At 60.6% G+C, this 23096-nt stretch carries 19 protein-coding genes; 6 read left to right on the top strand and 13 right to left on the bottom strand.

The window, feature by feature from the left end:
• The 3 genes from E8F12_RS27515 to E8F12_RS27525 all read left to right on the top strand — a co-directional run.
• Nucleotides 1–786: transglycosylase SLT domain-containing protein (locus E8F12_RS27515; protein WP_280323906.1), on the top strand; the 786-nt coding region annotated here is incomplete at its 5' end.
• Nucleotides 787–975: 189 nt separating this feature from the next.
• On the top strand, nt 976–1356 hold the full coding sequence (locus E8F12_RS27520) for a hypothetical protein (RefSeq protein ID WP_280323907.1): 381 nt from the start codon (nt 976–978) through the stop codon (nt 1354–1356).
• A gap of 11 nt (nt 1357–1367) precedes the next feature.
• Nucleotides 1368–1595 (top strand): YMGG-like glycine zipper-containing protein, encoded by a 228-nt coding sequence (locus E8F12_RS27525; protein WP_280328390.1) that lies wholly within the window; start codon nt 1368–1370, stop codon nt 1593–1595.
• 191 nt (nt 1596–1786) lie between these two features.
• On the opposite strand, the gene E8F12_RS27530 is transcribed toward E8F12_RS27525, so the two are convergent.
• Nucleotides 1787–3202 (bottom strand): DUF2252 domain-containing protein, encoded by a 1416-nt coding sequence (locus E8F12_RS27530; RefSeq protein WP_280328391.1) that lies wholly within the window; start codon nt 3200–3202, stop codon nt 1787–1789.
• 455 nt (nt 3203–3657) lie between these two features.
• On the opposite strand from E8F12_RS27530, the gene E8F12_RS27535 reads away from it, so the two are divergent.
• On the top strand, nt 3658–4746 hold the full coding sequence (locus tag E8F12_RS27535; RefSeq protein WP_280328392.1) for a hypothetical protein: 1089 nt from the start codon (nt 3658–3660) through the stop codon (nt 4744–4746).
• A gap of 241 nt (nt 4747–4987) precedes the next feature.
• The gene (locus tag E8F12_RS27540) at nt 4988–6754 is read left to right on the top strand and encodes a SulP family inorganic anion transporter (protein WP_280328393.1); all 1767 of its coding nucleotides are present in this window, start codon (nt 4988–4990) and stop codon (nt 6752–6754) included.
• A 478-nt stretch (nt 6755–7232) separates the two neighbouring features.
• Here the strand turns inward: E8F12_RS27540 and E8F12_RS27545 are convergent, their stop codons facing one another.
• The 4 genes from E8F12_RS27545 to rsxC form a co-directional block, all read right to left on the bottom strand.
• Nucleotides 7233–7538, bottom strand: a complete 306-nt coding sequence (locus E8F12_RS27545; protein ID WP_280328394.1) for a glutathione S-transferase family protein — start codon at nt 7536–7538, stop codon at nt 7233–7235.
• Nucleotides 7535–7861, bottom strand: coding sequence for a glutathione S-transferase N-terminal domain-containing protein (locus tag E8F12_RS27550; RefSeq protein ID WP_280328395.1), 327 nt, complete (start codon nt 7859–7861; stop codon nt 7535–7537). Before E8F12_RS27550 ends, E8F12_RS27545 begins: the two co-directional genes overlap by 4 nt.
• Nucleotides 7862–8402: 541 nt before the next feature.
• A complete protein-coding gene (locus E8F12_RS27555; protein ID WP_280328396.1) occupies nt 8403–9350 on the bottom strand; it encodes an RnfABCDGE type electron transport complex subunit D in 948 nt (315 codons plus the stop codon).
• Nucleotides 9347–10747, bottom strand: a complete 1401-nt coding sequence (rsxC, locus tag E8F12_RS27560) for an electron transport complex subunit RsxC (RefSeq protein WP_280328397.1) — start codon at nt 10745–10747, stop codon at nt 9347–9349. Before rsxC ends, E8F12_RS27555 begins: the two co-directional genes overlap by 4 nt.
• Before the next feature lie 441 nt (nt 10748–11188).
• Here rsxC and E8F12_RS27565 point away from each other — a divergent pair, with 441 nt between their 5' ends.
• Nucleotides 11189–12202, top strand: a complete 1014-nt coding sequence (locus E8F12_RS27565) for an FAD:protein FMN transferase (protein WP_280328398.1) — start codon at nt 11189–11191, stop codon at nt 12200–12202.
• Between the two features lie 273 nt (nt 12203–12475).
• Here E8F12_RS27565 and E8F12_RS27570 read toward each other — a convergent pair whose 3' ends face one another.
• The 8 genes from E8F12_RS27570 to E8F12_RS27605 form a co-directional block, all read right to left on the bottom strand.
• A complete protein-coding gene (locus tag E8F12_RS27570) occupies nt 12476–12631 on the bottom strand; it encodes a DUF4113 domain-containing protein (protein ID WP_280328399.1) in 156 nt (51 codons plus the stop codon).
• A 339-nt stretch (nt 12632–12970) separates the two neighbouring features.
• Nucleotides 12971–14290, bottom strand: coding sequence for an outer membrane protein transport protein (locus E8F12_RS27575; protein ID WP_280328400.1), 1320 nt, complete (start codon nt 14288–14290; stop codon nt 12971–12973).
• A 283-nt stretch (nt 14291–14573) separates the two neighbouring features.
• On the bottom strand, nt 14574–15932 hold the full coding sequence (locus E8F12_RS27580; RefSeq protein ID WP_280328401.1) for a DUF1329 domain-containing protein: 1359 nt from the start codon (nt 15930–15932) through the stop codon (nt 14574–14576).
• 15 nt (nt 15933–15947) lie between these two features.
• Entirely contained in the window at nt 15948–17831 is a 1884-nt protein-coding gene (locus E8F12_RS27585) for a DUF1302 domain-containing protein (protein ID WP_280328402.1), read from the bottom strand.
• A 117-nt stretch (nt 17832–17948) separates the two neighbouring features.
• Nucleotides 17949–19892 carry an acyl-CoA synthetase gene (locus E8F12_RS27590; RefSeq protein ID WP_280328403.1) on the bottom strand — a complete coding sequence of 648 codons (1944 nt, stop codon included), beginning with the start codon at nt 19890–19892 and terminating at the stop codon, nt 17949–17951.
• Entirely contained in the window at nt 19892–20848 is a 957-nt protein-coding gene (locus E8F12_RS27595; protein ID WP_280328404.1) for a fumarylacetoacetate hydrolase family protein, read from the bottom strand. Before E8F12_RS27595 ends, E8F12_RS27590 begins: the two co-directional genes overlap by 1 nt.
• 175 nt (nt 20849–21023) lie before the next feature.
• On the bottom strand, nt 21024–22112 hold the full coding sequence (locus tag E8F12_RS27600; RefSeq protein ID WP_280328405.1) for a VOC family protein: 1089 nt from the start codon (nt 22110–22112) through the stop codon (nt 21024–21026).
• A gap of 87 nt (nt 22113–22199) precedes the next feature.
• Complete coding sequence (locus E8F12_RS27605) at nt 22200–22814, bottom strand: TetR/AcrR family transcriptional regulator (protein ID WP_280328420.1); 615 nt, start codon at nt 22812–22814, stop codon at nt 22200–22202.
• Between the last annotated feature and the right edge of the window lie 282 nt (nt 22815–23096).

Here is a 23096-nt window from a genome sequence, read left to right on the forward strand (position 1 = left end):
ATGGACAAGCACAAGGCGGACCTCTGGAAGCAGGTCTTTCCCGCGGTTACGGTCCATGAAGGGGTTGCCATACGCACGGGGGGAGAGATTGCCTGGGCGATACGGAAGGGGAGCCCGCAACTCAAAACGGCTGTTGATGACTTCGTCACTCGTCACCGCAAAGGAACTGCAACGGGAAATATGATTCTGACGCGCTATCTGAAGAGCGCGAAATATATCAAGAACGCTGCATCCCAGGCGGAGCGGAAGAAGTTCCTCGATTTGACTCAATTCTTCAAGCAATACGGTGACAAGTACAGTGTGGACTGGCTGCTGATGGCGGCTCAGGGGTACCAGGAGTCGCGGCTTGACCAGTCCGTTCGAAGCCCCGTGGGAGCCATCGGCGTGATGCAGGTCATGCCGGCTACAGGCAAGGAGCTAAAGGTTGGCGATATCAGGCGAACCCAGTCGAATATCGAGGCTGGGGTCAAGTACATGCGGGTGATGATCGACAGGTACTACGGTGACGAACCGATGACCGAACTGGATAAGGTCCTGTTTACCTTCGCGTCGTACAACGCCGGACCGGCCAGAGTTGCGCGGCTGCGCGAGGAAGCCGCCAAGCGCAGGCTGGATCCCAACATCTGGTTCCATAACGTCGAGTATGTCGCAGCCGAGCGAATCGGCGCGGAGACGGTGACTTACGTCAGCAATATCTACAAGTACTACATCGCCTATCGGTTGATCCTGGAAGCACAGGAGGCGAAGCAGCGAGCCACGGAACAGGTCACGGCTCAGCCTGAGTAGGACTGCTGTGTAGTTCGCGTGCAGCAAGAGAAATTGTGGGTGCGGGCATTGACATGCGGGGCCGGCGAGAGCCCGGTGATGCTCCGGTATGTTCGACTGGTTCGAAGCGCGATCCGGCGAAGCGACCCAGGGCCGCCGGTGCAGGCCGCGCCACGGCGTTGAGGTTCAGCCTAGCGAGGAGGGAAGACGATGAGAACATTGCGAATGGGCACGCTGGTATTGGCGGCATGCGTGACCCTGGCGACGGCATCGGGCATTGCCCGCGCCGACGAGGTGCCCATGATCACCGGCGAGCAATGGATGCAGTCGTCGGAGCAGCTCAAGAAGGCCTATCTCGTCGGCATCGCCAACGCCTACCAGGTGGAGGCGGCCTACCATGGGTCGAAACCGCTGTCCGATGAGCAGAGCCTGATTCCGCGTTTCGGCAGGGGCTTGAAGGGCCACACGCTCGACACCGTGCGTGAAGGGCTCAACCAGTGGTACGCGGCCAATCCCGACCGCGTGAAACGGCCCGTCATCGAGACCATCTGGTTCGAGATGGTCGTGCCCGGTCTGCAGCAGAACAAGTAGCGGAGGTGAACATGAAGCGGTCCCTATTGTTTGCCGCAGTCCTCACTGCAGCGGGCGTGATCGGCTGCACCTCGATGACACCCCAGCAGCAGGGGACGATGAGCGGCGCGGCCATCGGTGCCGCGGCTGGCGCCGGCATTGCCGCGATCGCCGGTGGCAGTGGATGGACCGGCGCGGCGGTCGGTGCCGTCGCCGGTGGGGTTGCCGGCAACATCAGAGGCAGCAAGCAGCAGAAGTAGGCGGGCCAGTCCGCGCTATGGCACGGGCCTCCCGGTGACATGGATCATCGGCAGGCCTGTTCAGCAGTGCGCCGCCTCGATGCCGGGGGACAGGTTGGCCAGGATCAGCTCCGCCAGCCGGCGTACCGTCTGCTCGCCCGGGTAGCGGGGGCGCCACACGAGGCCGACGCGGCGGCGGTGTGCTCCAGAAACTATTCCTCCTCCATAAGCACCTCCAACCGCCCGGACTTCACCGCCTTCACCAGGGCCACATGGTCCCGCTCTGTCTGATCGGCATAGGCAAGGGCAAAGTCGCCCAATGCCTCATCGAATGTGTCTCCATTGCCCAGATAACCCGTGATGGTTGCGCTATCGCCCGACTTGGCATGGGCGCGGGCCAGGGTCAAGCCGCAGTGTCCGGCATAGCGTTTGAGTCGTGTGGCTGAGACACCCTCGATAGGCACCGACATCTTCATGTCGCGCATTTGGCGGACAAAATAATCATGTCCCCCCCGGCCTCGCGTCCAACCCAGGAAAATGTCGCTGGAGGACTGCATGAGCCGCTGCCCCATGACGACACGCTGTCCCTGGTTCGTATAGTGGCTTTTCCCCGCATAGGGTTCGAGGACCGAACGACAGGATTCCTTGAACTGGAGAATCATGGGGTGGTTTTCTTCGGAGAACATCAATCCGATGAAGCAGCGGGTGCCGACGCTGCCAATACCCACGACTTTCATGGCGGCGTCTACCAAGCGATAGCGATCCAGGAGGACGCGGCGTTCATCGGACAGCGTCGAACGGTAGTCCGCCAGCGCCTGGTGGACCACATCCATGAATCCTGGGGTGGCGACGTGGAACAGGATCGGTGGTTGATCGACTATGCGGGGTTGCCCGGCAACTTGGTCGGCAATCTTGGGAAAAACGTTTTCGACCACTCGCTCGCGGGCTTTATCGGCAAGTTGCTGGCGGCTCTTTTTCACCTTTTCATCAGGCGCCGTCTCAATCAGGGTTTGCATATCCAGGCGCGAGTACCAGACCTCCAGTGGGCTCTTCTTAGAGTATTCGCGCAGGCTTTCCCGATAGGCGCGCACACAAGCCACAGCGGCTTCCCGTGACTGGGTATCGGACAGCCCATTATCGCGTCCGGCGACCGCAAAACTGGCGGCCAGCCGTTTGATGTCCCACTCCCAGGGGGCGGGCAGGGTTTCGTCGAAGTCGTTGAGGTCGAACACCAGGTTGCGCTCTGGCGTGGCAAACAAGCCAAAATTCAACAGGTGGCAGTCGCCACAGGCCTGCACCTGAACGCCGATGTTGGGTGTTCGGGCCAGATCATGGGCCATGAGCGCCGCCGACCCTCGGAGGAAGGTGAAGGGACTGCGGAGCATGCGGCCGTAGCGGATCGGCACCAGTTCCTGCAGCCGATCCCTGTTCGACTCTTCGAGGATCGCGATCGGATCCCGGCGCTTGGCCTTTGGTGTCCAGGCGGCGTGGCTATTGCGCGGCACGCTATCGCGCAGCCGCTTCCCAGCATTGAAACGCTCTTCACGGGAGCGGAATAGCGGTGCGGTCTCTTCTGCCTTGGCGGCTTTAGTCTTCGTCTTGCTGGTCGTTCTCTTGCTGGTAGCCATGATTGCATCCGCACATTCCCCCTGCAGCATCCGCTGCGATAAGAGTTCTCACTTGGCCCTCTGGCTCATGCACTGCCCCCATTTCGGTCTTCCTACATAAAAATGAAAGATGAACCTTCGGCCTTGTGCACGCCCATCCCCAAATTTCCCAGGCGAGCGAGCCTTGCGGACGACGTTGACGCTGACAGACCTAGGCTAATCTTCGACATTGAAGCGCCTGATCGGAGTGCCGATCCTGGCGGCGAGGGTCAGCGATATCCGAGTAAATGTACCGGGCGGTACATCACAGCGTGTCGTGGCATCCACCCGGACCGCCGACTCAGGGCCGAACTGGAGAAGGACATTACTCTGGCCGGCATGGAGTCGTGCAACCGATGCGTGAAGTTCGATTGCGTGTCCGTCGCTGTCAGCGCTGGGGTCCGGTCTCCATCTGAGGAAGGCGAGGAAAGGGGAGCATGCTATTGACTCCGAACAGGACGAACTTCCTCGTTACTGCCGTGATGGCTGCACTGGCGCTATCGGGTTGCGCGAGCATCGGCCCCAGTACCGTAACGGTGGATCGCTTCGATTACAGTTCGGCCATAGCCGACTCATGGAAACAGCAGACGCTGCTCAACATCGTCAAGCTGCGCTATATGGACATGCCTGTGTTTGTCGACGTTGCCTCGATTGTCGCCGGTTATTCGCTGGAGACCGGCGGCAACATTGGCGGGCAAATTTCTTCGGCCGATGCCGTCCAGGGCAACAGCGTCGTGCTGGGTGCCAACGGCAAATATACCGATCGGCCCACGATTACCTATGTGCCAATGACCGGTGAGAAGTTCTTGATCGGACTACTGACGCCCATCGATCCGAAGAATATTTTCTCCTTGCTCCAGTCAGGCTATGCAGCGGACTTCATCCTCGGGCTGACGGTCGAGTCACTCAACGGTGTACGCAATCGCACGGCATTGGCTGGCGCAGTGCGCGAGGCTGAACCGGAGTTCCTGCGCGCCCTAGGTTTGCTGCGCGATATCCAGGTGGCAGGCGCAGTGGGTTTGCTCGTGGAAGAAAACAAGGCCACGGGCACGACCGCGCTGCTGGTCATGCGTCGGGATGATGTAGAGCCGGAAATACTGGAAAAGCAGAAAGAGCTCCGCCGCTTGCTGCACTTGCCAGAAGACAGCCAGCGGTTCGTGCTCAAGTATTCGCCGGCACGCGGCGAAGAGGGTGAGCTGTCGGTCAACAGCCGTTCGATGCTGCAGATCATGACGGCGTTCTCCAGTTACATCGAGGTGCCCGAAGTGCACATCCAGGACCAAAGTGCCGTGCCGACTGTCGTCACTAGTAGCACGGAAAATCGCATGTCGAGGATCCTCATTCGCAGCGGCAAGGAGAAACCCGAGCACGCGTACACGTCGGTGCGTTATCGCGATCACTGGTTCTGGATCGAGGACAGCAACTGGCAGGCGAAGCGGGCACTGGCCGCCATCATGTTTTTCTTCACGCTGTCGGAAGCCAAAGGGAGCAACAATCTGCCGCTGATCACCATCCCGGCGCAGTGATGGTGTGTGGCAGCAAGGCCACCCCCCACAACAGGTCAAGGCGTTCCGCCACCTTCACCGACCACCTGGTATCCGGGCAGCCGCGATACCCTTCGACGCGGCAGTGTGGGGCTGTTGCCTCGCTTTTGCTGGCCCCAACGGGACGGTCTAATCTGCAGCGATAGATGAGGCCTGCCGCGATCCCGTCGCACCGTGGTGGAAGAAGACTTGTGCTCTGCATGCATCCAGCCGGGGTGGACTTATGCCGAAAAGCGATGACCCCCTAACCGATGCTGCGACTCCCTCGGCGAACCTCGCCGCCAGCGCTCCGGTTCGCGGCTGGCGTGCAGCCTTCCCTCCGGCCCAGTGGCTCCCTGCGTACCGGGCGCAATGGCTTCGGAAGGACGCTATCGCTGGAGTTACCCTCGCGGCCTACGGCATTCCCGTCTCCCTCGCCTACGCCTTGCTCGCGGGTCTTCCGCCGCAATACGGTATTTACTGCTATATGGTCGGCGGCTTGTTCTATGCGCTGTTCGGCTCTAGTCGCCAGTTGGCCATCGGCCCCACATCCGCGATCTCGATGCTTATTGGCGTCACGGTTGCGGGCATGGCGGGGGGCGATCCGGGACGCTGGGCCGACATCGCGGCGCTGACAGCGCTGGTCATCGCCGCCATGTCTGCGCTGGCGTGGCTGCTACGCCTGAGTTCTCTGGTCAATTTCATCAGCGAGACCATTCTGCTTGGCTTCAAGGCCGGTGCGGCGCTGACCATTGCGATGACCCAGTTGCCCAAGCTGTTTGGGGTCAAGGGGGGCGGCGAAGACTTCTTCGAGCGCATCATCGTCCTGGCCGGCCAACTTCCCGATACCAACCTCGCCGTGCTGATATTTGGCCTTGCGGCCATCGCGATGCTGATGTTCGGGGAAAGGTTTCTGCCAGGCCGCCCGGTGGCCTTGTTCGTGGTGGTGATATCGATCATCGCCTTGTCGGTAACACCGCTGAGTGGCCTTGGCTTCAACGTTGTCGGGGCGCTGCCGACCGGTTTGCCCGACTTCCACCCCCCGGGGCTGCGGCTGCGGGACGTGGACGGGGTAATTCCGCTTGCCTTCGCTTGCATGCTGCTGGCTTATGTGGAAAGCGTTTCAGCGGCTCGAGCCCTGGCCCAGGCCCACGGCCAGGAAATTGATCCACGCCAAGAGCTGCTCGGTCTGGGGGCGGCGAATCTGGGAGCGGCCTTGTTCCAGGCTTATCCAGTGGCCGGCGGCCTGTCCCAGTCCTCTGTGAATGACAAAGCCGGTGCCAAGACGCCCCTGGCACTGGTTTTCGCCTCGATCACCATCGCCTTGTGCCTGATGTTTCTAACGGGCTTGCTCGCCAACCTGCCCAATGTGGTGCTTGCCGCCATTGTGCTGGTGGCCGTCAAAGGCTTCATCAACATCCCCGAGCTGCGCCACGTCTGGCGCGTGAGCCGCTTCGAATTCAGCGTGTCGATGGTGGCCTTTGCCGCCGTGCTGCTGCTGGGGATTCTCAAGGGTGTGCTGTTGGCGGTCCTGGTGTCGCTCCTGTTGCTGATACATCGCGTCGCGCGCCCCCACGTGGCGTTTCTCGGCCAGATCCCCGGCACTCGGAGCTATTCCGACATGGATCGCAACCCCGACAACCTCGCCGTACCGGGCGTATTGGTGTTCCGCGTCGAAGCATCGCTGCTCTACTTCAACGTCGAGCACGTGCGCGATGCGCTCTGGCAGAAAATCCGCTCTACCCCCGACACGCTGAAGCTGGTGGTCTGCGACATGTCCGCCTCCCCCCTCGTCGACTTGGCCGGCGTACGTATGCTTGAGGATTTGCACAAAGAACTGCAAGCCGTGGGGATACGCCTGCGACCCGTCGCAGCCCATGCGCGGGCACGGGACATACTGCGCGCCGAAGGAATGGAGGAACGCTTCGGCAACTTCAGTCACACGGTCTCCGTGGCCGATGTCATCGACGAGTTCCAGGGCAAGGCCGTAACCGGAGCTCGCTCTGATTGACCTGAGTGCGTGTAATTCAACCGAACATGCCTTCGAGGATCACTACATGTTGCGCTGCGGAATGTTCCAGCCGCTTTCGTCCGCTGAGATGCTGCAGATGATAGATAGGTTGCGAATGGCCTCTCCGGCCCGATAAGAAGTAAGCGCTGCCGGCGTGGGACGTCGTAAAGGGCAGCTATTGGCCGATTCTGTTGAAAAAGTCGGTGCCGTCTCGGTGCGCTTGCACAAAGCCGAGAAAACGTCCAATTGAGGCGTTGCTACACGAAATCTGGAGCAGTTCGGTGTCGGCATTAGCTCAGATTTCAACGTCAGCCGCCCACTTTCGCACGCAGAGTATGTGGAGGGCGCTTTTCAACAGAATCGGCCAGAAGAAGACATTCAAAGTTGCCTACAAAAAATGGGGCGATTCACCCCGAGAAGTGGCACGTCATGATCAACAACATGGTTAACAAGCCGCTCCACTGATGCGACCTTCGCACTACAGACCGTGGCGCTTCCAAACAGCGGCGACGGCGGGATGGGCGGTCACACCATCGTGGAGGGCCTTCAGGTTGGGATGCTTGGCGAAGAGGCTCGGCAGATTATTGCTCCAGCCGGCGATCATGGCGGCATAGATGTCGGCTGCGCTCATCGCCGCACCGAGGATGAACGGGCCGCGGCCCAAGGCTTCGGCGAAGATGTCCCATTCCTTGGCCATCAGCCGGATCGCCGCCGACTTGACGCCGTGGGCGCCGTTGGGATCGTCGGTGTAGCCGCTAGGGAAATCCCATCGGCCTTCGGTCATATAGGAATTGGCAGCAAGGAACACCATCCAGCGCAAGTAGCGAGGGCGGAGCGGCGAGGCGAGGCGAGGCCCGGCGCTAGTTGGGCGTCTGGAAAAGCGTCAGCGAGGTAGATGGCCATCGCTGCGCTTTCCGTCATCACGCTGCCGTCGGGAAGCATCAGAGCTGGAACTTTGCCCATGGGATTGAGCTCGATAAACCAGGGCGGAAAGCGCCGCTCGGGGTCTTGCTCGACATCGACGGTTGTATAGGGAACGCCGCACAGGGCGAGCACCGCTTCGACCGCCATCGAACCCCAACTCCTGACTCCGTAGAGCTTGTACATGATTCCTCTCCACCGCTGCGAATAGGTTTTTCAAACAGCTTTTTCGAAAATAAGACGGGCCGGCGTCATTTATCTTCAGGATAGTCCCGGCTTCGACCAACCAGCGCTCCTGCTGCGCTACCCGGAAAATGGGACAGATTTATTTTTCATTCTCTAGAACCGTCTGGATAGGCAGGATTAGAGTAACGAAAATAAATCTGTCCCCAACTCTGTCCAAGGATGTGCTGACGCGGCTGCCGACGCAGCGGGCGAGTGAGATCGGCCAACTGCTACCCCATCAATGGGCGCCTGCCTGAGTCACGCAAGGTGACTTGGGCAGACGCTTATCTTGCTGCTGGGGAGGAGTCCATATCCATCTACGGGTGGGCACCGGTGATGCACGATTTTGCAGAATGCGGTTGAGCACAGCGATACCCATCAAGCCCCAATACTCAACAGCGGCTATTGGCTCGGATTGCGCTGTATACCCGCCGAAGAGAAGCGGGCTACTCGCTGCGCTCACCCTTCGCGCCCGCCTACGGCGCTGCGCACGCCCTCAGTGTCAGGTGTTCGCTGTGTACCAGGGGCGCTGTATGCGCAGCACCAACCGGTCGATCTGCGGCACCAGCAGGTTGGCAGCTAGAACGGCGAAGCAGAGACCATCGGCATAAAGCCCGAATTCGCGAATCAATTCAGTCAGCGCGCCAATGGCCACGCCGAAGAGGATGCGACCGGCGCGTGTATCGGGACTGGTGACCGGATCGGTGGCGATGAAAAAGGCGGTGAAGAGATAGCCGCCGAGACTGAGGCTGTACAAGCTTTCCAGTGGGGTATGGCCGGCTGCCAGGCACAGCAATACCGTGCTAGCGAGCATCGCCAGCGGAATTTCGATTCGGATCACCCGCAGGACAGCCAGTATTAAGCCGCCGGCAATATAGCCGTACCCCGACAGGTTGGGGGTGATCAGTGTGAACTGGTTCCGAGCCAACTGAGTGGCGCCAGCGAACGCATCGAGGTTAAGGCGTGGCGCCAGCTGTAACTGTTGTAGAAGAACCGCTTTGGCGTCCAGGCCGAGAGTCCAGGGGGCATAGTTCGATGGCGCGGGGTACAACTGCTGGTAGAAGCAGATGGCGATGATCCCCAGGCCAACCATGGCGGGGTTGAGACGGTTGCGACCAAGGCCTCCACTGCCGTGTTTACACAGTGCGAGAGCGGCAAAACTGGCCAGGGCGATCATCCATAGCGGCACCAGCAGCGGCAGTGCCCGAGCCAGTATCAGGCCTAGCACCAGCCAGCTCAGGTCGCTCAAACCCTCGCGTACATTACGTCCGCGCAGGCGCAGCAGGCCGGCTTCGAAGCCCAAGGCGAGCAGCACGCACCAGAAGGTCTGCAACCAGACCACGATGCCAAATTGCCAGGCGTACAGGGCGGTGCCCGGCAGGAGACACAAGCTGACCAGCAGCATCACCGTGCGGAGTCGGTGTGGGGTAGGACGGCGTATCAGGCTCATGGACGTAGCTCCGTCTTGCTCTGGCGGAAGCGTTCGCGCAGCGGCAGATTGCTCGGACAGGTACTGCTGCAACTGCCGCATTCGATACAGGCATCCAGTCGCAGCGCCTGCAGGCTGGCCTTGTCATGGCGTTCGGCGGCGTCGTAGAGGTCCAGCGGTCTGAGCGACATCGGGCAGACATCCACGCAGCGCGTACAGCGAATACAACTGCCCGCGGGTTGGGTTGCCGGCAGGTAGCGCTCGGCACCGAATATCAGGCAGCTACTGGTCTTGCTGATGACGGCAGTGGGGTCCGGTAGCGGCTGTCCCATCATCGGGCCGCCGACCTGGGTCAGTTGGCCTTCGGGGTCGGCGCCAGCAACCGCACGCAATGCGCTGACCGGATAACCCACCGGCACCTCGACATTCCCGGGGCGCTCGCAGACCCCGGTCAGCGTCAGCACGCGTGATATCAGCGGTTCGGCGTGGAAGATGGCCTGCCCCAATGCGTAGAGTGTCGCGACATTCAGCGCCAGCACGCCGATCTCGGCGGGCAGGGTCCCTGGCGCCAGGTTGCGGCCACTCAGGCTCTTGATCATCAGAGGCTGGCCCCCTGCCGGGTAACGCTCCGGCAGCGGACAGATCTCGACTCGAGTGCGCGCCTGGCGAGAGGCGGCACGCAACGCGGCCATCGCCTCGGGTTTGTTGGTTTCGATACCGAAGCGGGTCTGCTTTATCCCCAGCAGGGAGGCGAGATAGTCGGCGGTCTCGATCAACGCCTCGGCGCGTTCGCGCATCAGACGGTCATCGCAGGTCAGGAAGGGTTCGCATTCGGCACCGTTGATTAGCAGCAGGTCGGGCTGCTGCGCGCCGGCCAGCTTGAGGGCCGTAGGGAAACCCGCGCCACCAAGGCCAACTATGCCCATCTGCAATGCCCGCTCGACCAGCGCCTCGGGCGTTTGCGGTGGCCCAAGCACCGGGCGTTCAATCCACTCATCCAGACCATCTGCGTTCAGAATGACTGCCATGATCGGCTCGGCCGAGTCGGCCGCAAAGGCGAGGCGAACCTGTTCCACGATGCCGGAGGTGCTGGCATGCACCCAAGGGGTGTTGTCATCGCCTATGCCGATCACCTCGCCCTTGCGCACATGCTGTCCCGGCTGCACGCAAGGCTGGGCACATCGGCGACCCCGCTCGAGCGGGATCGCCAGATGTATAAGTCCGACTGCCACGGGGGTAATCGGCTCGGCGTTGGATAACTCCTTGTAGCCTCTGAGCTTCAACCCTCCATGCCAGCTGCGCTGTGAGGGCGAGGCGATGGCCAGCAGGCGGCGCCAGAAGGGTTTCTGTTGCGGCTGACGTTGGACGCGGACGACGTGCGGCATGCGCTCGACGCCCTGCATCGAATGGCTAGACATTTTCTGCCCTCCAATTTTTGGACGTAAAACACCCCTGTGCGCCAATGCGCATAAGGGGTTATTGCTTCCGGGGTCTTTGAGGAAAAAGCGAGGCGGGGCACTCAATCACTCACGGGACTCAGAGTGCCGAACGGGTGGCTTGTTCAATTTTTAATCAATGCCCTGACAAACGGTAGGTCTATTGCCAGCCTGCGTGGGAGTGTCGCTTTGGACACTCTGCGTCCTCGTCGCCGGACGCTGGAGCGTCCGCGACTGCATCCCACGCGGGCGCGTCGGAACGATGTCAGACCGTGATTGGGGCGGGTTGCGCCAACTTGTGGGGCGTGCTGGGCGCCATTTCCGGCAATGCAGCTTTACTCTCTGGTAAGCCGTTGGTGCCTGCAGTTCGGGTAAATACCGCGCGCCGCGAAGGGGCGGTCGGGATCAGCGAGGTGTCGATTGATGCGCGCAAGCCTGCTGGTGATGCTGTTGACGTTGCTGTATGGCTGCGGCGAACGGATTGAGCGCTTTTCCGGGCCGACCATGGGGAGCACTTATTCGATCCAGTACGTACCCACCGCGCAGACGCCCGACTCGCAGCGAGTAAAGGCCGAAGTCGAGATGATACTTGGGGCGCTCGACCAGCAGTTCTCCACCTGGCGCGGCGACTCCGTGGTTTCCCGCTTCAACGATCTGCCGGCCGGCGCCTGTCAGGCGTTGCCGGAAGATATGCATCGCTTGCTGGCGTACGGTGAGTTTCTGTTCCGCGAGAGCGGCGGGGCTTTCGACCTGACGGTGCTGCCATTGATGAACCTCTGGGGCTTCGGTCCGCAGTCACGGGGGAAGCAGGTGCCGGATGCGAGCGCGCTGGCACGGGAGCGGGCACGGGTAGGGCACCAGCACTTGCGCCTGGATGGAGAAAAGCTGTGCAAGGATGTGGCGGCGCAACTGGATTTCGACAGCATGGTCGCCGGCTATGCGGTGGATCGGGTCGGCGATAGGCTTTCGGCCCTGGGTATCCAGGCCTATCTGGTCGAGATCACCGGCGAACTCAAGGGGGTCGGCCGCAAGCCGGATGGCTCGCCCTGGCGCATCGCCCTCGAGGTGCCGAGCGGCGGGCGCGAGCAGCAAGTGGAGCGCGCCATTGCACTGGATGGCTACGGCGTTTCCACCTCCGGCGATTACCGCAACTATTTCGAGGAAGGTGGCCAGCGCTATTCGCACACCTTCGATCCACGTGTCGGCAGGCCGGTAAAGCACGCGCTGGCGGCAGTGACGGTGGTCGACCCTTCGGCGCTGCATGCCGATGGCTTGGATACGCTGTTGATGGTGCTCGGCCCGGAGGAGGGCTATGCCTTCGCCGAGCGGCATGACGTCGCCGCCTATTTCATCATGCACCAGGGGCTGGGTTTCGTTGCTCGGGCGACGCCGCGATTCGAGTCGTTGTTTCCCAGGCAGGGCAAGACGACGCGGTAGTTGAAGGAAAACCCGCCTACCGGTTGACCAAGCGCTAATGTGCAGCGCTTCGCGGAGCGACTAGGATGGTGTTCACGACACCATCGCCCTTAATACAGGGATCAGGTAGGTGCCTTCGCTGAACGCTTACCGATGAAAAGCATTATCTGTGGCCGCTTGATCAGGTGGATAAGGGTGAGGTGGAAACGCTGTATGCCCAGGGATTCTGCGCCCAGGCTCTTGTTCGACTGATTGAGTCCGATGGGGTCTGGCGTAATGTGCTTTAGACCTCAACTATTTGGCATGAACCGTCAACAATTGGCGCCAGCGAGTGGTGTAAGCGGGTGAGGGCAGTTCTCTGCGCATTGCCCACTTAGGCTGCTTGGCAATCCGTCCGGCCTGCAGCGTACCTTGCCCCCAGCGATTGTTGATGGCATCCAGCGTGCTCATCAGCCGCTCAGTCTTAACGGGCTGCTCCAGGGGGAACAGATCCGGCGTGCACTCATCACGGCGACACAGATCCAGCAGTAGCACTTGAGTCTTGGCATAGCTGAAGCCATCCCGATAGACCGGCCGTAATGAAAGCCAGCTCCTCCTCTTCAGGAGGAGAAGTAGCAAGTGCGGATTACCCTGACCTACCAACTACCGCGAAAATGTCCGCGGCAGTTGGTGCTGATTGATAGGCGAAACAGCCTCATCTACCCCGTTGGGATAGTTGCCTATCGGTTAAAGGAGAGCTTTTAGGAAGGCTTGCGGAAATCGCCGCCTTAAAGGTGACTGTAGTTTCGATTAATACCGATATGTAAACTGAGCTGACAATCCGTTCGCACTATTGTCGAATTTAGCGCTGTATTCCGGTTGAAGACCGGAGTTGTTCGACTGCTTTACTGACGCTGTGGAATCCCAGAGATAACCATAAGCGAAGTCTACTGTCAGATCGGCGTTCGGCGAATAAGCGGCGCCCAAGGTCACGGCTTTGCGGTTACCAACCGGAATACGCACGCTGCGATCGGCATTTCCAACTGGCGCGGGATCATAGGCGTAACCTGCGCGTAGCAACCATTGCGGGGTCAGTTGATAGGATGCGCCAACTGAGGTGGCCCAGGTGTCGTGCCAGTTCAATTTCTCGCCCATACGCCCCATGCCGGCACTCTGGCCGATGGCGGAAACATTGCCATTGATTGCCTCGAACTTGTCGAGCCGACTCCAACGCGTCCAGGTTGTACCCAGGTATCCGGTCCAGCGGTTATTGAAATGATGGGTGATGGACGTGTCCACTGACTCAGGCATATCAAGATCTATCTTGGCGTCATAATTTCCGTCCAGCGAGAGAAAGCTCGGGGAGCCAGAAACCTCGGTATGTCCTTTGAGGCGATAGCTAACCTTCGAGTGATAGGTGATCCCCCAACTAGTTGCGTCATTGAAGTCAACCAAGACACCGACGTTGTAGCCAATAGCCGTGTCATCGCCTTTCATGGTAACCAGTGTGTCCTGGCCGTTGTTCAGGCTGCCGGTGGCTAGGTAATTCTGAAGATTTGCATCGAAACGGTTCAGGGTCGGACCGCCACCAATGGATAAATAATCATTGATTCGATAGGCGATGGTGGGCTGCAGGGTTATCTCCCGGGTCTCGCTATAGGAGCCATGGTAACGGCCCTGAAAAGTGCTCTCGTAGTCATTGATGAGACCACTTGGAACATAGAGGCCAAGACCAATCGAAAGACGATCATCAAGTGGCGTCGACATATAGGCGAAGGGCATGACCCCTATCGGTACCGAGTCTCCCTTATTCGTTCCTGCAACACTGCTCTGCGCATCACTGATGTCGTTGCTCACCGAGATGAGCGCGACCCCGCCGCTGATCTCACTGCGCTGCAGTTTGGTCAGGCCTGCAGGGTTTCCATAGATGGTGCTGGCGTCCAGCGCGGATGACGACCGTCCCGCGTAGGCAGTTCCCGCACTGCTGGCACTTTGTTCGTTAAGAGCGATGCCGTTGGCACTTGTGGTTGTTGAAAGGCTGAATATTGCGGCGGCAAAGGTGAGCCTGGTCCATAGGGGGAGTTCTTGGGCGTTGGAAGTGTATTGAGTTGCACGGCTATTGAGTTTCATCTTTCATCTCTTGTTGCTTTTGTTCGTCGCACACAGACCAAACTTTTGGGTAAGGCTTCTCTTTTCCGAGCACTTTTCAGTGTCAGTTGGAGTGGGCCGAAGTTGCGTAATGGGCCTTGGCCGGCAAAAGCCAGGGCGGGGTTTTCAGGTTTACGGAGTTGAGTTGCTACCTACTTGAACCAGTCAACCTGGAAGCTCTAACGACCGAGAGCGATAAAAAAGGCCGCCAGTCGTGGTGGCGGCCTAGGTCTCGGGCTTGTGGCCTTCAACTAAGTAACGTTGTTTAACGGACCCCGGCGTTGCGCAAGGCGGCAGGGGTGTAGTCGGCGGCAAGGGCTTTGACCCCGAACTCGACACCCTTACTTTCCTCGTTCTTCATGCCTGAAACGATGTAGCGACCGTTCAGCAGGTCAAACACAGTTTCCACGGCCAACCAGGGCACCTGGACGTTGTAATAGGGTTGTAGATGGCCTTCGCCAACCCTCCAGAGAGTGCCGCGCGCGTCGTAGTGGTCGGCCAGGACTATTTGCCAGGAGTCCTCATCAATGAAGAACACTCGCTTGGCATAGACATGCCGCTCGCCGGGCTTCAGGGTGGCCTCCACTTCCCAGACCCGGTGCAGCTCATAACGGGCGAACTCCGGGTTAAGGTGCCCTGCCTTGACGATGTCATCGTATTTCAGCTTGGGTGAGTCCAGCTTGAAGCTGTTGTAGGGGATATACAGCTCGCGCTTGCCGATCAGCTTCCAGTCGTAACGGTCCTGCGCGCCGTTGTACATGTCGAAATTGTCGCCCACGCGCAGCCCCTCGGAGGCGGGATAGGGGCCGTCGTAGGCCACCTGGGGGGCACGTCGCACGCGGCGTTGGCCCGCGTTGTAGAGCCAGGCCAGGCGTGGCTCCTTTACCTGGTCGAGGGTTTCGTGAACCAGCAATACACTACCGGCCAGGCGCGCGGGGGATATGACTTCCTCTTTGTAGTAGAACAGTACATTGCCTGGATTAGCCGGATCGAAGTCCTTTAGCTGATCGCGGTAGGTGAACTCCATCTTGAATGTCACCGGCGTGAAGGCGCCGCTCTTTTCCGGGGTTGCCTGCACGCTGATGCGTTTCATGCTGCCGCCCCGGTAGCGAGTAAGGTGATTCCAGACGACTTCCTGGCCATTCTGCGGGATGGGGAAGGGGTAGGCGGTCTGGAAGTTGGTCAGGCCATTGCCACCTGCCACGAGCTGGGTGTTCTGCGCATTGGACCGTGCTGCGGCGTAGACGGAGTCCGGGAGTGCGACGCTGCGGTGGCTGGGGTAGACCGGCAGCCGATACGAGTCGGGATAACGCTTGAGCATGGCCAACTGGCCGGGGCTCAGCTTGTCCTTATATTGCTCCGCGTTCTGTGCATTGATGGTGAAGAGCGGCTGTTCACTGGCGTATGGGTCGTCGAGAAAGCCTTGGGGGTTCTGCTTGCCACTGTTCTTGCCGAGGCCGCCAGTCCAGGCCGGAATGCTGCCGTCAGCATTGCCCGCTTGCTCTGCGCCGAGCGGGGTCAGGGTCTTGCCGAGCTGGGCGGCTTGCTCCGGGGGGACGGCAGCCAGTGCCGCGCCGGCCAGCAGGGAGAGGCTCAGGGTCGTGCTTTGCATCAAGAGTTTCATGGACTGCTCTCCTGCTCAGAAGGACAAGCCGACGCTGAGCGCGATGAAATCGCGATCGACGTTGGTGTTGTAATCGCCGCCGAAGAAATCGGTGTATGACAGGCTGGCGTTGTAGGTGTTGCGGTACTCGGCATCCACGCCCAGGCTGATGGCCTTGCTGCCTTCGTTGAAGCCCGGCTCGGGACCATAACCGTCAACATCGTGGGACCAGGCCAGGTTCGGCTTGAGCGTCACCGCCGGAATCAGGTCGGTGTATTCCCAGATCGCGCGTGCGCGATAGCCCCAGGAGGTGGTGGTGAGGAAACCCTTGTCGTTGCAGTTCTGCGGCGTGGCGGAGGTGGTGAGGCACAGGTTGTTGTCCGGGAGCAACTCGCCTTGGCCGAACACCGCGTCGCGGCCATAGCGCAGGCCGCCTCGGCCTTCCAGATCCCCGACATGGACCATGCCGACTTCGCCGACCAGGGTCAGGCGGTCGGCGCCCATGACTTGATCGAAGAAGTGCACGGCGGTGATCTGCGCCTGGGTCACGGGTTTGCGTTGATAACCCTGCACCAGCGCATTGTTGGTGGCCTGATAAGCCCCCGAGGAGAGCAGCGGCGAGACGGCGGCGACGCCCGTGCCGGCGAGGAGCTGGTCGTTACCGTTGAGTTGCAGCGGCAGGTTGGGCCGGTAGCTGATTTCCCCGGACAAGGCAGTGCCGGTCGGCAGGGTGGTGGCGAAGCTCAGGCCATAGAGGCGGATATCCTCCGGGTAAGTCACCTGATACTGCGAGGTGCCGAGGCGATAGGCGCCGATCAACTGCTGGCCAATGGCCGAGCCGGCGACGCCGGCACATACTGCAGGGTCGACGATGCCCACGTTGGCGCAGAGCTGCGGGACGAAGGACAGGTCGGCGACGTTCGGGCTGGAGATCGAACTAACGTAGGGCTGACGGCTGTGATAGTTGAGGAAGTAGGCGCCGAATTCGGTATCCAGGCTGGGCACGAACCAGCGAAGGGCGGCGCCCCATTGGCCGCCATCGCGCGCATCGTCATCGGCAGCGCGCGGCACCTCGATGCCTTCCGCGCCCAGGCTGATGCCGAAGGGGCTGAGGGCGGCCTGGGCCAGCGGGTTGGCACTGAGATTCGGGCCGACCGGAAGGGGTTGGCAGCCATCGGCGACGAAATCGCTTTGCGAAAAGAAGGTGCCGCAGTTGTCCACCACGGTCTGCTGCCAATCCAACTGGTAGAAGGCCTCGGCCGTCAGGTTCTCGGTCAGGTTCTGCGACAGGTAGAACATATTGACCGGGATCAGGCCTTCCTTGATCTCGGCACCGGGGCGGCGGAAGGCGGACACGTCCACCGGGTTGATGCTGTTGATCCCGCCCTGGATAAAGGTGCTCTCGCCCCAACTGACCACCTGCTTGCCCAAGCGCACGATGCCGGGTAGTTCGCCGATCACGTAGTTGTGATAGACGAAGGCATCCAGCAACTCGGCGCCAGATGACTTGGCGCCTTCCTTGCGGCCGCTGTCGTCGATGTCCTTGAACAGGCGGCTCTCGTCCTTCAACTCGAAGTCGTACCAGTACTTGCCACGCACGAAGAGCCCGGTCTCGCCGTACTTCAGCTCGAGGTCGTGGATGCCCTTGAAGATCTTCGAGAAGGTCTCCCCCTTCTTGAAGTTCAGTCGGCCGTCGTCCGTGACGCTGGCATCGCCCTTGCCGCCGTTGGTGGCGCCGATCAGCTCGGGATCGGCGCCACGCAGTGCCCAGCTGGCGCCGACGCTGAGCGAGGAGTCGAATTGCCCTTCGATCTCACCGAGGTTGAAGTTCAGGCCGAACGCTGGCGTGGCCAGGCTGCCGGCCAGCGCAGTGGCCAGCGGTAGGCGGGCGTGCCGCCAGGTAAATCGCGTGTTGCTCATGTTCGCTACCTCTTGTTGTTGTTTTGCACGCTGACTGACAGGGATTTGCGGTACTGACTCCGGTGCTAAAGGAGGAGCTGACGGGTTTGCATAGGCGCTGCGTCGACTTTGGTATTGCTACTGACTAGGGGAATGACCGAGCGTGGAGGTCGATGCGGTTGATGGCAGCCACTCGACTTGAAAGCTGTACCGCCCCAGACGAGAGGCCAAGGTTTCCTGGTTGGCGCAGCCTCGGATGCAGGCGACCAGTCCACGGCGACTGTCTTGAACGACCTCCACCGCAACGTCCGACAGCGCCAGGTGTTCGACTTCCTGAAGGACCACCCTGACGACTTCCTGCTGCTGCAAGGCAGGCTTGAAAATCTTGCCCACGGCAGTCAGTGGCAGGGCATCGAGTAATTCGATGCGTTTGGGAACGGCGGCCCGCTCGCTGATGTTGCGATTGGCGAACTCCTGCAGTTCTTCCACAGTGCAAGCCTGCCCCTGGTGCAGTTGGACATAGGCCACAGGAACCTCACCCGAGTAGGCGTCCGGGCTGCCCACTGCCGCGGCCATTGCGACCGCTGGATGGGCCTGCAGAGCCTCCTCGATCTGCTTGGGATCGATGTTGTGGCCGCCGCGGATGATCAGTTCCTTCTTGCGCCCGGTCAGCCAGAAGTAGCCCTGCTCGTCCTGGCGACCCAGATCACCCGTATTCAGCCAGCGCTGACCGTTGATATCGATCCACACGCCCTGGTTATGGCTCTCCTCCAGATAACCATCGAACAGGTTCGGACCGCTGATCGTGATCAGGCCGATCTCATCCGCGTTGGCGTCGCGCAGGTACTCTCCAGCGTCATTGAGCAAGACCGCGCGCATATCCTGGTAGGCGATCCGTATCCCGATGGAACCAACGTGGCGCTCGCCATGGGGAGGATTGACCGAGGAAGCACAGGCGCCTTCGGTAAGGCCGTAGCCTTCGAGGATCTTCACCCCGGTCCGCTGCTCGAACTCTCGGAAGAGCTCAACTGGCATCGGTGCGGCGCCACACAATGCATAGCGCAGGCTGGACAGATCGCGGCCCGACAACTCGGTCTGCAGTAGCGCGGCATAAACGGTGGGAACGGCGGAGAAGAAGTTGATGCCGAAGTGCTCCACCATCTCTCCGAATCGGGCGATCACACCCTCGCCGCGGTAGCCTTGCGGTGTGCCGAGGATCACATGGTCGCCCTGGGTCCAGGGCATCAGACCCGTTACCAGTTGTCCGTTGACGTGGAACAGCGGCAATCCGCAGAAAATGACCTGGCTGCTGTTACGTGGTGCCAGGTGGGCAGCCATGGCCCAGGCGTTGAACACCTCAGAACCATGAGTGCGGGTGGCGATCTTGGGCAGCCCGGTCGTGCCGCCGGTGCAGAAGAAAGAGGAACGCTCCTCGGGACGGATTTGCCGGCCGCTCTTGAGGTGTGTGCCGGGCTGCGCGTCCATCAACGCGCGCAACTCATGAATCGCGGCACCCCTGTGCAGTTCACGTTCCTCCTCTGCCAGGGAGCGGAGGGTTTCGCCTTGAGCTTTGCCGACATAAGGCTCCATGCCGACCCAGACGATGTGGCGGACCTCAGGCAGTCGATCCAGTTGCGAGGCCAGCTTGGGCCAAAGGTCGCTACCCGGCGTCGGCGCCAAGGTCACGACCACGGATGCCTTGGCGGCCTGCAGCAAGCTGGCGATCTGCCCGGCCTCCAGCAGCGGATTGATCGCCATGACGATGCCCGCCGCCTCGCCACCCCAGATGGTGAAGTGGGTCTCCGGCAGGTTGGGCAGGATGAAGGCGATCACTTCGCCGGGCGTAATGCCCAGGTCATGGAAGGCATTCGCTGCGCGGGTGATATCCGCGAAGAGCTCGGAATAGCTCCAGTCGTGGGTTTTCCTGAAGTATGTGGCATCGGCGAAGAAGCTCAGCGCGGGCGCATCCGGGGTGCGCTCGGCGGTGCGTCTCAGTGCTTCATAAGTACTGGAAGCCAGATCACGCTCCGATAAGGGGACCAGTTCGAGCTCCTTGATGTCGTTCAGGCACTGCACGGTCATCAGGCTTCCTCCACGACTCGGTTACGTTGCACACCCAGGTCGATCACGCCATCCGCGCTGCAAATGCGCGCTTCGACCACGTCGCCAGGCTTGAGGTATTGCGGCCGGCTCTCCTGGGCCTTGAGGAACATTTGCCATTTGGTGGCTTCCGGCAGCAGGGCCGCGATACGTTGTTTGGCGGGGGAGGGAATCGACAGGGCACAACCCGCCGGAGTGCCTGTGGCGATCAGGTCACCGGGGGCGAGATCTTGCACGGAGGAGAGTTCGGTCAGGGTTTCAGCGGGGCCGTAGACCAGGTTGGCCGTGCTGTCGCTCTGACGCACCTGGCCATTGACCGTCAGACGCAATTGCAGGTCCTTCAGGTAATGCATGTCCTTGGTATCCAGCAGGCAAAGGTAGGGGCCGACTGGGCCGAAGGTGCGGAAGCTCTTGCCCTTGTAGAACTGCATCTGGGGAATCTGGATGTCGCGGGCCGAGTAGTCGTTGACGATGACGACACCGGCGATGAACTCATGCAGGTTGGCGTCGGTAACGGCGACGGCGCTGTTGATCGCGCGCTTCATCACCAGCCCAAGTTCGATCTCGTAGTCCAGGAATCGCACGTTGCGCGGCTTGATCAGGTCGCTGTCCGCCGCCACCAGGCAACTCGTCGCCTTGGTGAAGATCATGTTGTACTTCTTCGCGTCAGGGTCCATGCCCGACTCGATCATGTGCTGACGGTAGTTGGCGCCCTGGCAGACGAACTGCTGGTTACGGGTCAGCGGCGACAGGAGTTTCACCTCGCCCTCATCCAACTCCGTGCCTCTCACTTGAGCGAGCTCGTCGATGCTGTTCTGGCGAATGAAGTCACCGGTGGTTTCAAAGGTACCGGGGACGACTGTGATACGGCCCTGGCGTATCACGCCCCAGTGGATACCGTTCTGATATTCAAAGCGGACTACATGTACAGCAGACATTGAAGGCACTCCTGGAGCAGCGTCTATTCCACGCTCGGTGGCGCGAGGACTTTGGTGTTGTTCTGAATCTGGGACGGCAAGGCTGTAGACCAGCGAGCCGCCGGCGATCAAAGCGCCGGCTTTGAGCACATCCCGCCGGCCTAGCCTGGTTGAATTGCCTGACATGGCGGCAGCTCTACCCGAACATCCGCATGAGGGTTATCAGCTTGCGCAGCGACAGGTCCGGGCTGCGTCGCAGGTTGCGGTACAGCGCGCGCAGACTGGCCAGGCCCAGAGTGGGCTTGGTGAAACTCTTGGGCATGCGTTGCCCCCACTGCGCCATGGCCTCGGGGCTGACGAAATGAATGCCAGTGGGCTCTGTGGCGGTGAAGATGTCGCCGTCGCAGTAATGCTCGTGCTTGTCGCCCCAGGGGTCCTGCCAGTAATCGAAGATCTGGCTGCCCAGGATGTGGCGGCCGATTCCCCAGGCGTGACGCCAGCCCCGCTCTCGCAGGACGCGCTGTCCCATACCCACTGCATCGGCATCCACGACCTCGTAAGCGCTGTGGCTATAGGTCGCCATGAAGCCTTGGGCGATGGCGAGGGTATGGTGATCGGCGGGAGTCTCACCGAGGTCCAGGCGCAGGAACGTGACGATGGGCGAGCCATCCGGGAGCACCTGTACGTCGCTGGGAATGAACCCCAAATGCTGCGTGTACCAGGCACAGGTCGCTTGGTAGTCAGCGACTTCCACAACGACATGGCCGAGCTTGAGGACTTCCGGCGGCGCTACCGGCGGTCGCTGAGTGCTGTTGACTCGCGGATGCTCGACCAGATTCAGCAGAAGGGCGGCTCTATGCGGCAGAGGTTCACAAGCGGCCTGTCCGTGGATGGCTTCAACAAGGAAGCCGGAGGGATCAACCAGTCTGACCTGCTTTCCGCCACCCGGATGCATGCACGCTTCGACGGAAGAGGCTCCGCTGAGCTGGCTCAGGCGGTCCAGGTCATCCAGGCTGCGCACCTCCAGTCCGAAACCGAGAAAACGCGCCTGCGCCGCGCGATGGATGCGGTAGCAGTAGGGTGAAGGTTCGGCCGCACGGAGATAGAGCGTATCGGCATCCCGATGGCTGACCGTCAGACCGAAGTCGGTCAGGAAGCGTGCCACCTCATCGAGGTCAGGACGCTCGAAGATCAGGTGAGCAAGGCGTTGAGCCTTGACCGTGGGGACGGGATGACGGGCCGGTTGTAGTGTCGCCAGCCGGGGCATTTCAGTTCTGCTGCTCATTGTTCTTGTTGTCCGGTTTTTTGGAGCAAAGCCGATCCCGCACCCCTGAAATGCCAGGGGTGTTATTGGGTTGAGTCGGTTACGAGATCAGTCGAGGGCAGGAAGTGCCGGCAATTCTTCGGTCGCCAACGCACGAGCCTCCTCTGGCGGCACACCCAACGCTCGGAGCACTAGCTCGGCTGTGTCAGAGCCGGATTCGCGCCACGTCTTGTGCCCTTCCAGCACCAGGAAAATCGAGCCCAGGACGCTGCTCGAAATCAGTGTCATGACTGAGAGCAATTGCTCCTGCTGAAACGTGTATCGCCCACTGGAGAGCCCGTTCAGGAGGTCTGTAGTCGCTTGGCTGGCGAACATTTCGCGCAGCGACGTATTGCTCATGGCGAACTTATGGATGAACGCCCCCCACTGGGAGTCCTCGTGAGCGCGACGGATGAAGAATCGAATGCCGTTGGCAAGGCGTTGAGCCGGGTCGGAGAGGGTGTCGAAGCTCTTCTTGACACGTTCATGCATCTCCTTTGCGAGGTGGCCGGCGACCGTCTCGAACACACTCTCCATGCTCTCGACGTTGCTATAGATCGTTCCGCGCGCGACTCCTGCCTCTTGCGCAAGGTCGAGGATGTTCACTTGGGAGGTGCCTTTTGCAGCGAACAGGCGAAAGGCGGCCTGATGAATGCGGCGCTGTGTCGGATTCAGGGATTCCACGCTTTTTTCTCCAGGATTGCTCATGGTGAGATTGAACACGCGTGTTCTGTCTGCGTCAACATGGTTTTTGAATAGAGAACCTGACTTTCAATGTTGAGAATGTTCTAAGCCCTGGTAGACGAGGCACCATGAGCGAATCAGCAGGGTTGGTGAATGTCTATGAGGTCCTGCATATTGACTTGAGTGAACACGCGTGTTCAGCTCTTGGCGTTTTCTGGCTCACCCATCGACTGAGCCACCCGGCCGGCGGGTCGATGCGAACCATCTTGACCTCCAGGCTGC

The organism is Pseudomonas sp. BN102, assembly GCF_029871245.1.
Classification (GTDB): Bacteria; Pseudomonadota; Gammaproteobacteria; order Pseudomonadales; family Pseudomonadaceae; genus Metapseudomonas.

What these genes read in the sequence shown, in the direction of transcription:
- E8F12_RS27520 (WP_280323907.1), top strand. Translation starts at nt 976, where the DNA reads ATGAGAACATTGCGAATGGGCACGCTGGTATTGGCGGCATGCGTGACC.
- E8F12_RS27585 (WP_280328402.1), bottom strand. Translation starts at nt 17,831, where the DNA reads ATGAGCAACACGCGATTTACCTGGCGGCACGCCCGCCTACCGCTGGCC.
- E8F12_RS27570 (WP_280328399.1), bottom strand. Translation starts at nt 12,631, where the DNA reads ATGAGCACGCTGGATGCCATCAACAATCGCTGGGGGCAAGGTACGCTG.
- E8F12_RS27525 (WP_280328390.1), top strand. Translation starts at nt 1,368, where the DNA reads ATGAAGCGGTCCCTATTGTTTGCCGCAGTCCTCACTGCAGCGGGCGTG.
- E8F12_RS27590 (WP_280328403.1), bottom strand. Translation starts at nt 19,892, where the DNA reads ATGACCGTGCAGTGCCTGAACGACATCAAGGAGCTCGAACTGGTCCCC.
- rsxC (WP_280328397.1), bottom strand. Translation starts at nt 10,747, where the DNA reads ATGTCTAGCCATTCGATGCAGGGCGTCGAGCGCATGCCGCACGTCGTC.
- E8F12_RS27580 (WP_280328401.1), bottom strand. Translation starts at nt 15,932, where the DNA reads ATGAAACTCTTGATGCAAAGCACGACCCTGAGCCTCTCCCTGCTGGCC.
- E8F12_RS27535 (WP_280328392.1), top strand. Translation starts at nt 3,658, where the DNA reads ATGCTATTGACTCCGAACAGGACGAACTTCCTCGTTACTGCCGTGATG.
- E8F12_RS27530 (WP_280328391.1), bottom strand. Translation starts at nt 3,202, where the DNA reads ATGGCTACCAGCAAGAGAACGACCAGCAAGACGAAGACTAAAGCCGCC.
- E8F12_RS27595 (WP_280328404.1), bottom strand. Translation starts at nt 20,848, where the DNA reads ATGTCTGCTGTACATGTAGTCCGCTTTGAATATCAGAACGGTATCCAC.
- E8F12_RS27600 (WP_280328405.1), bottom strand. Translation starts at nt 22,112, where the DNA reads ATGAGCAGCAGAACTGAAATGCCCCGGCTGGCGACACTACAACCGGCC.
- E8F12_RS27540 (WP_280328393.1), top strand. Translation starts at nt 4,988, where the DNA reads ATGCCGAAAAGCGATGACCCCCTAACCGATGCTGCGACTCCCTCGGCG.
- E8F12_RS27565 (WP_280328398.1), top strand. Translation starts at nt 11,189, where the DNA reads ATGCGCGCAAGCCTGCTGGTGATGCTGTTGACGTTGCTGTATGGCTGC.
- E8F12_RS27550 (WP_280328395.1), bottom strand. Translation starts at nt 7,861, where the DNA reads ATGTACAAGCTCTACGGAGTCAGGAGTTGGGGTTCGATGGCGGTCGAA.
- E8F12_RS27555 (WP_280328396.1), bottom strand. Translation starts at nt 9,350, where the DNA reads ATGAGCCTGATACGCCGTCCTACCCCACACCGACTCCGCACGGTGATG.
- E8F12_RS27575 (WP_280328400.1), bottom strand. Translation starts at nt 14,290, where the DNA reads ATGAAACTCAATAGCCGTGCAACTCAATACACTTCCAACGCCCAAGAA.
- E8F12_RS27545 (WP_280328394.1), bottom strand. Translation starts at nt 7,538, where the DNA reads ATGACCGAAGGCCGATGGGATTTCCCTAGCGGCTACACCGACGATCCC.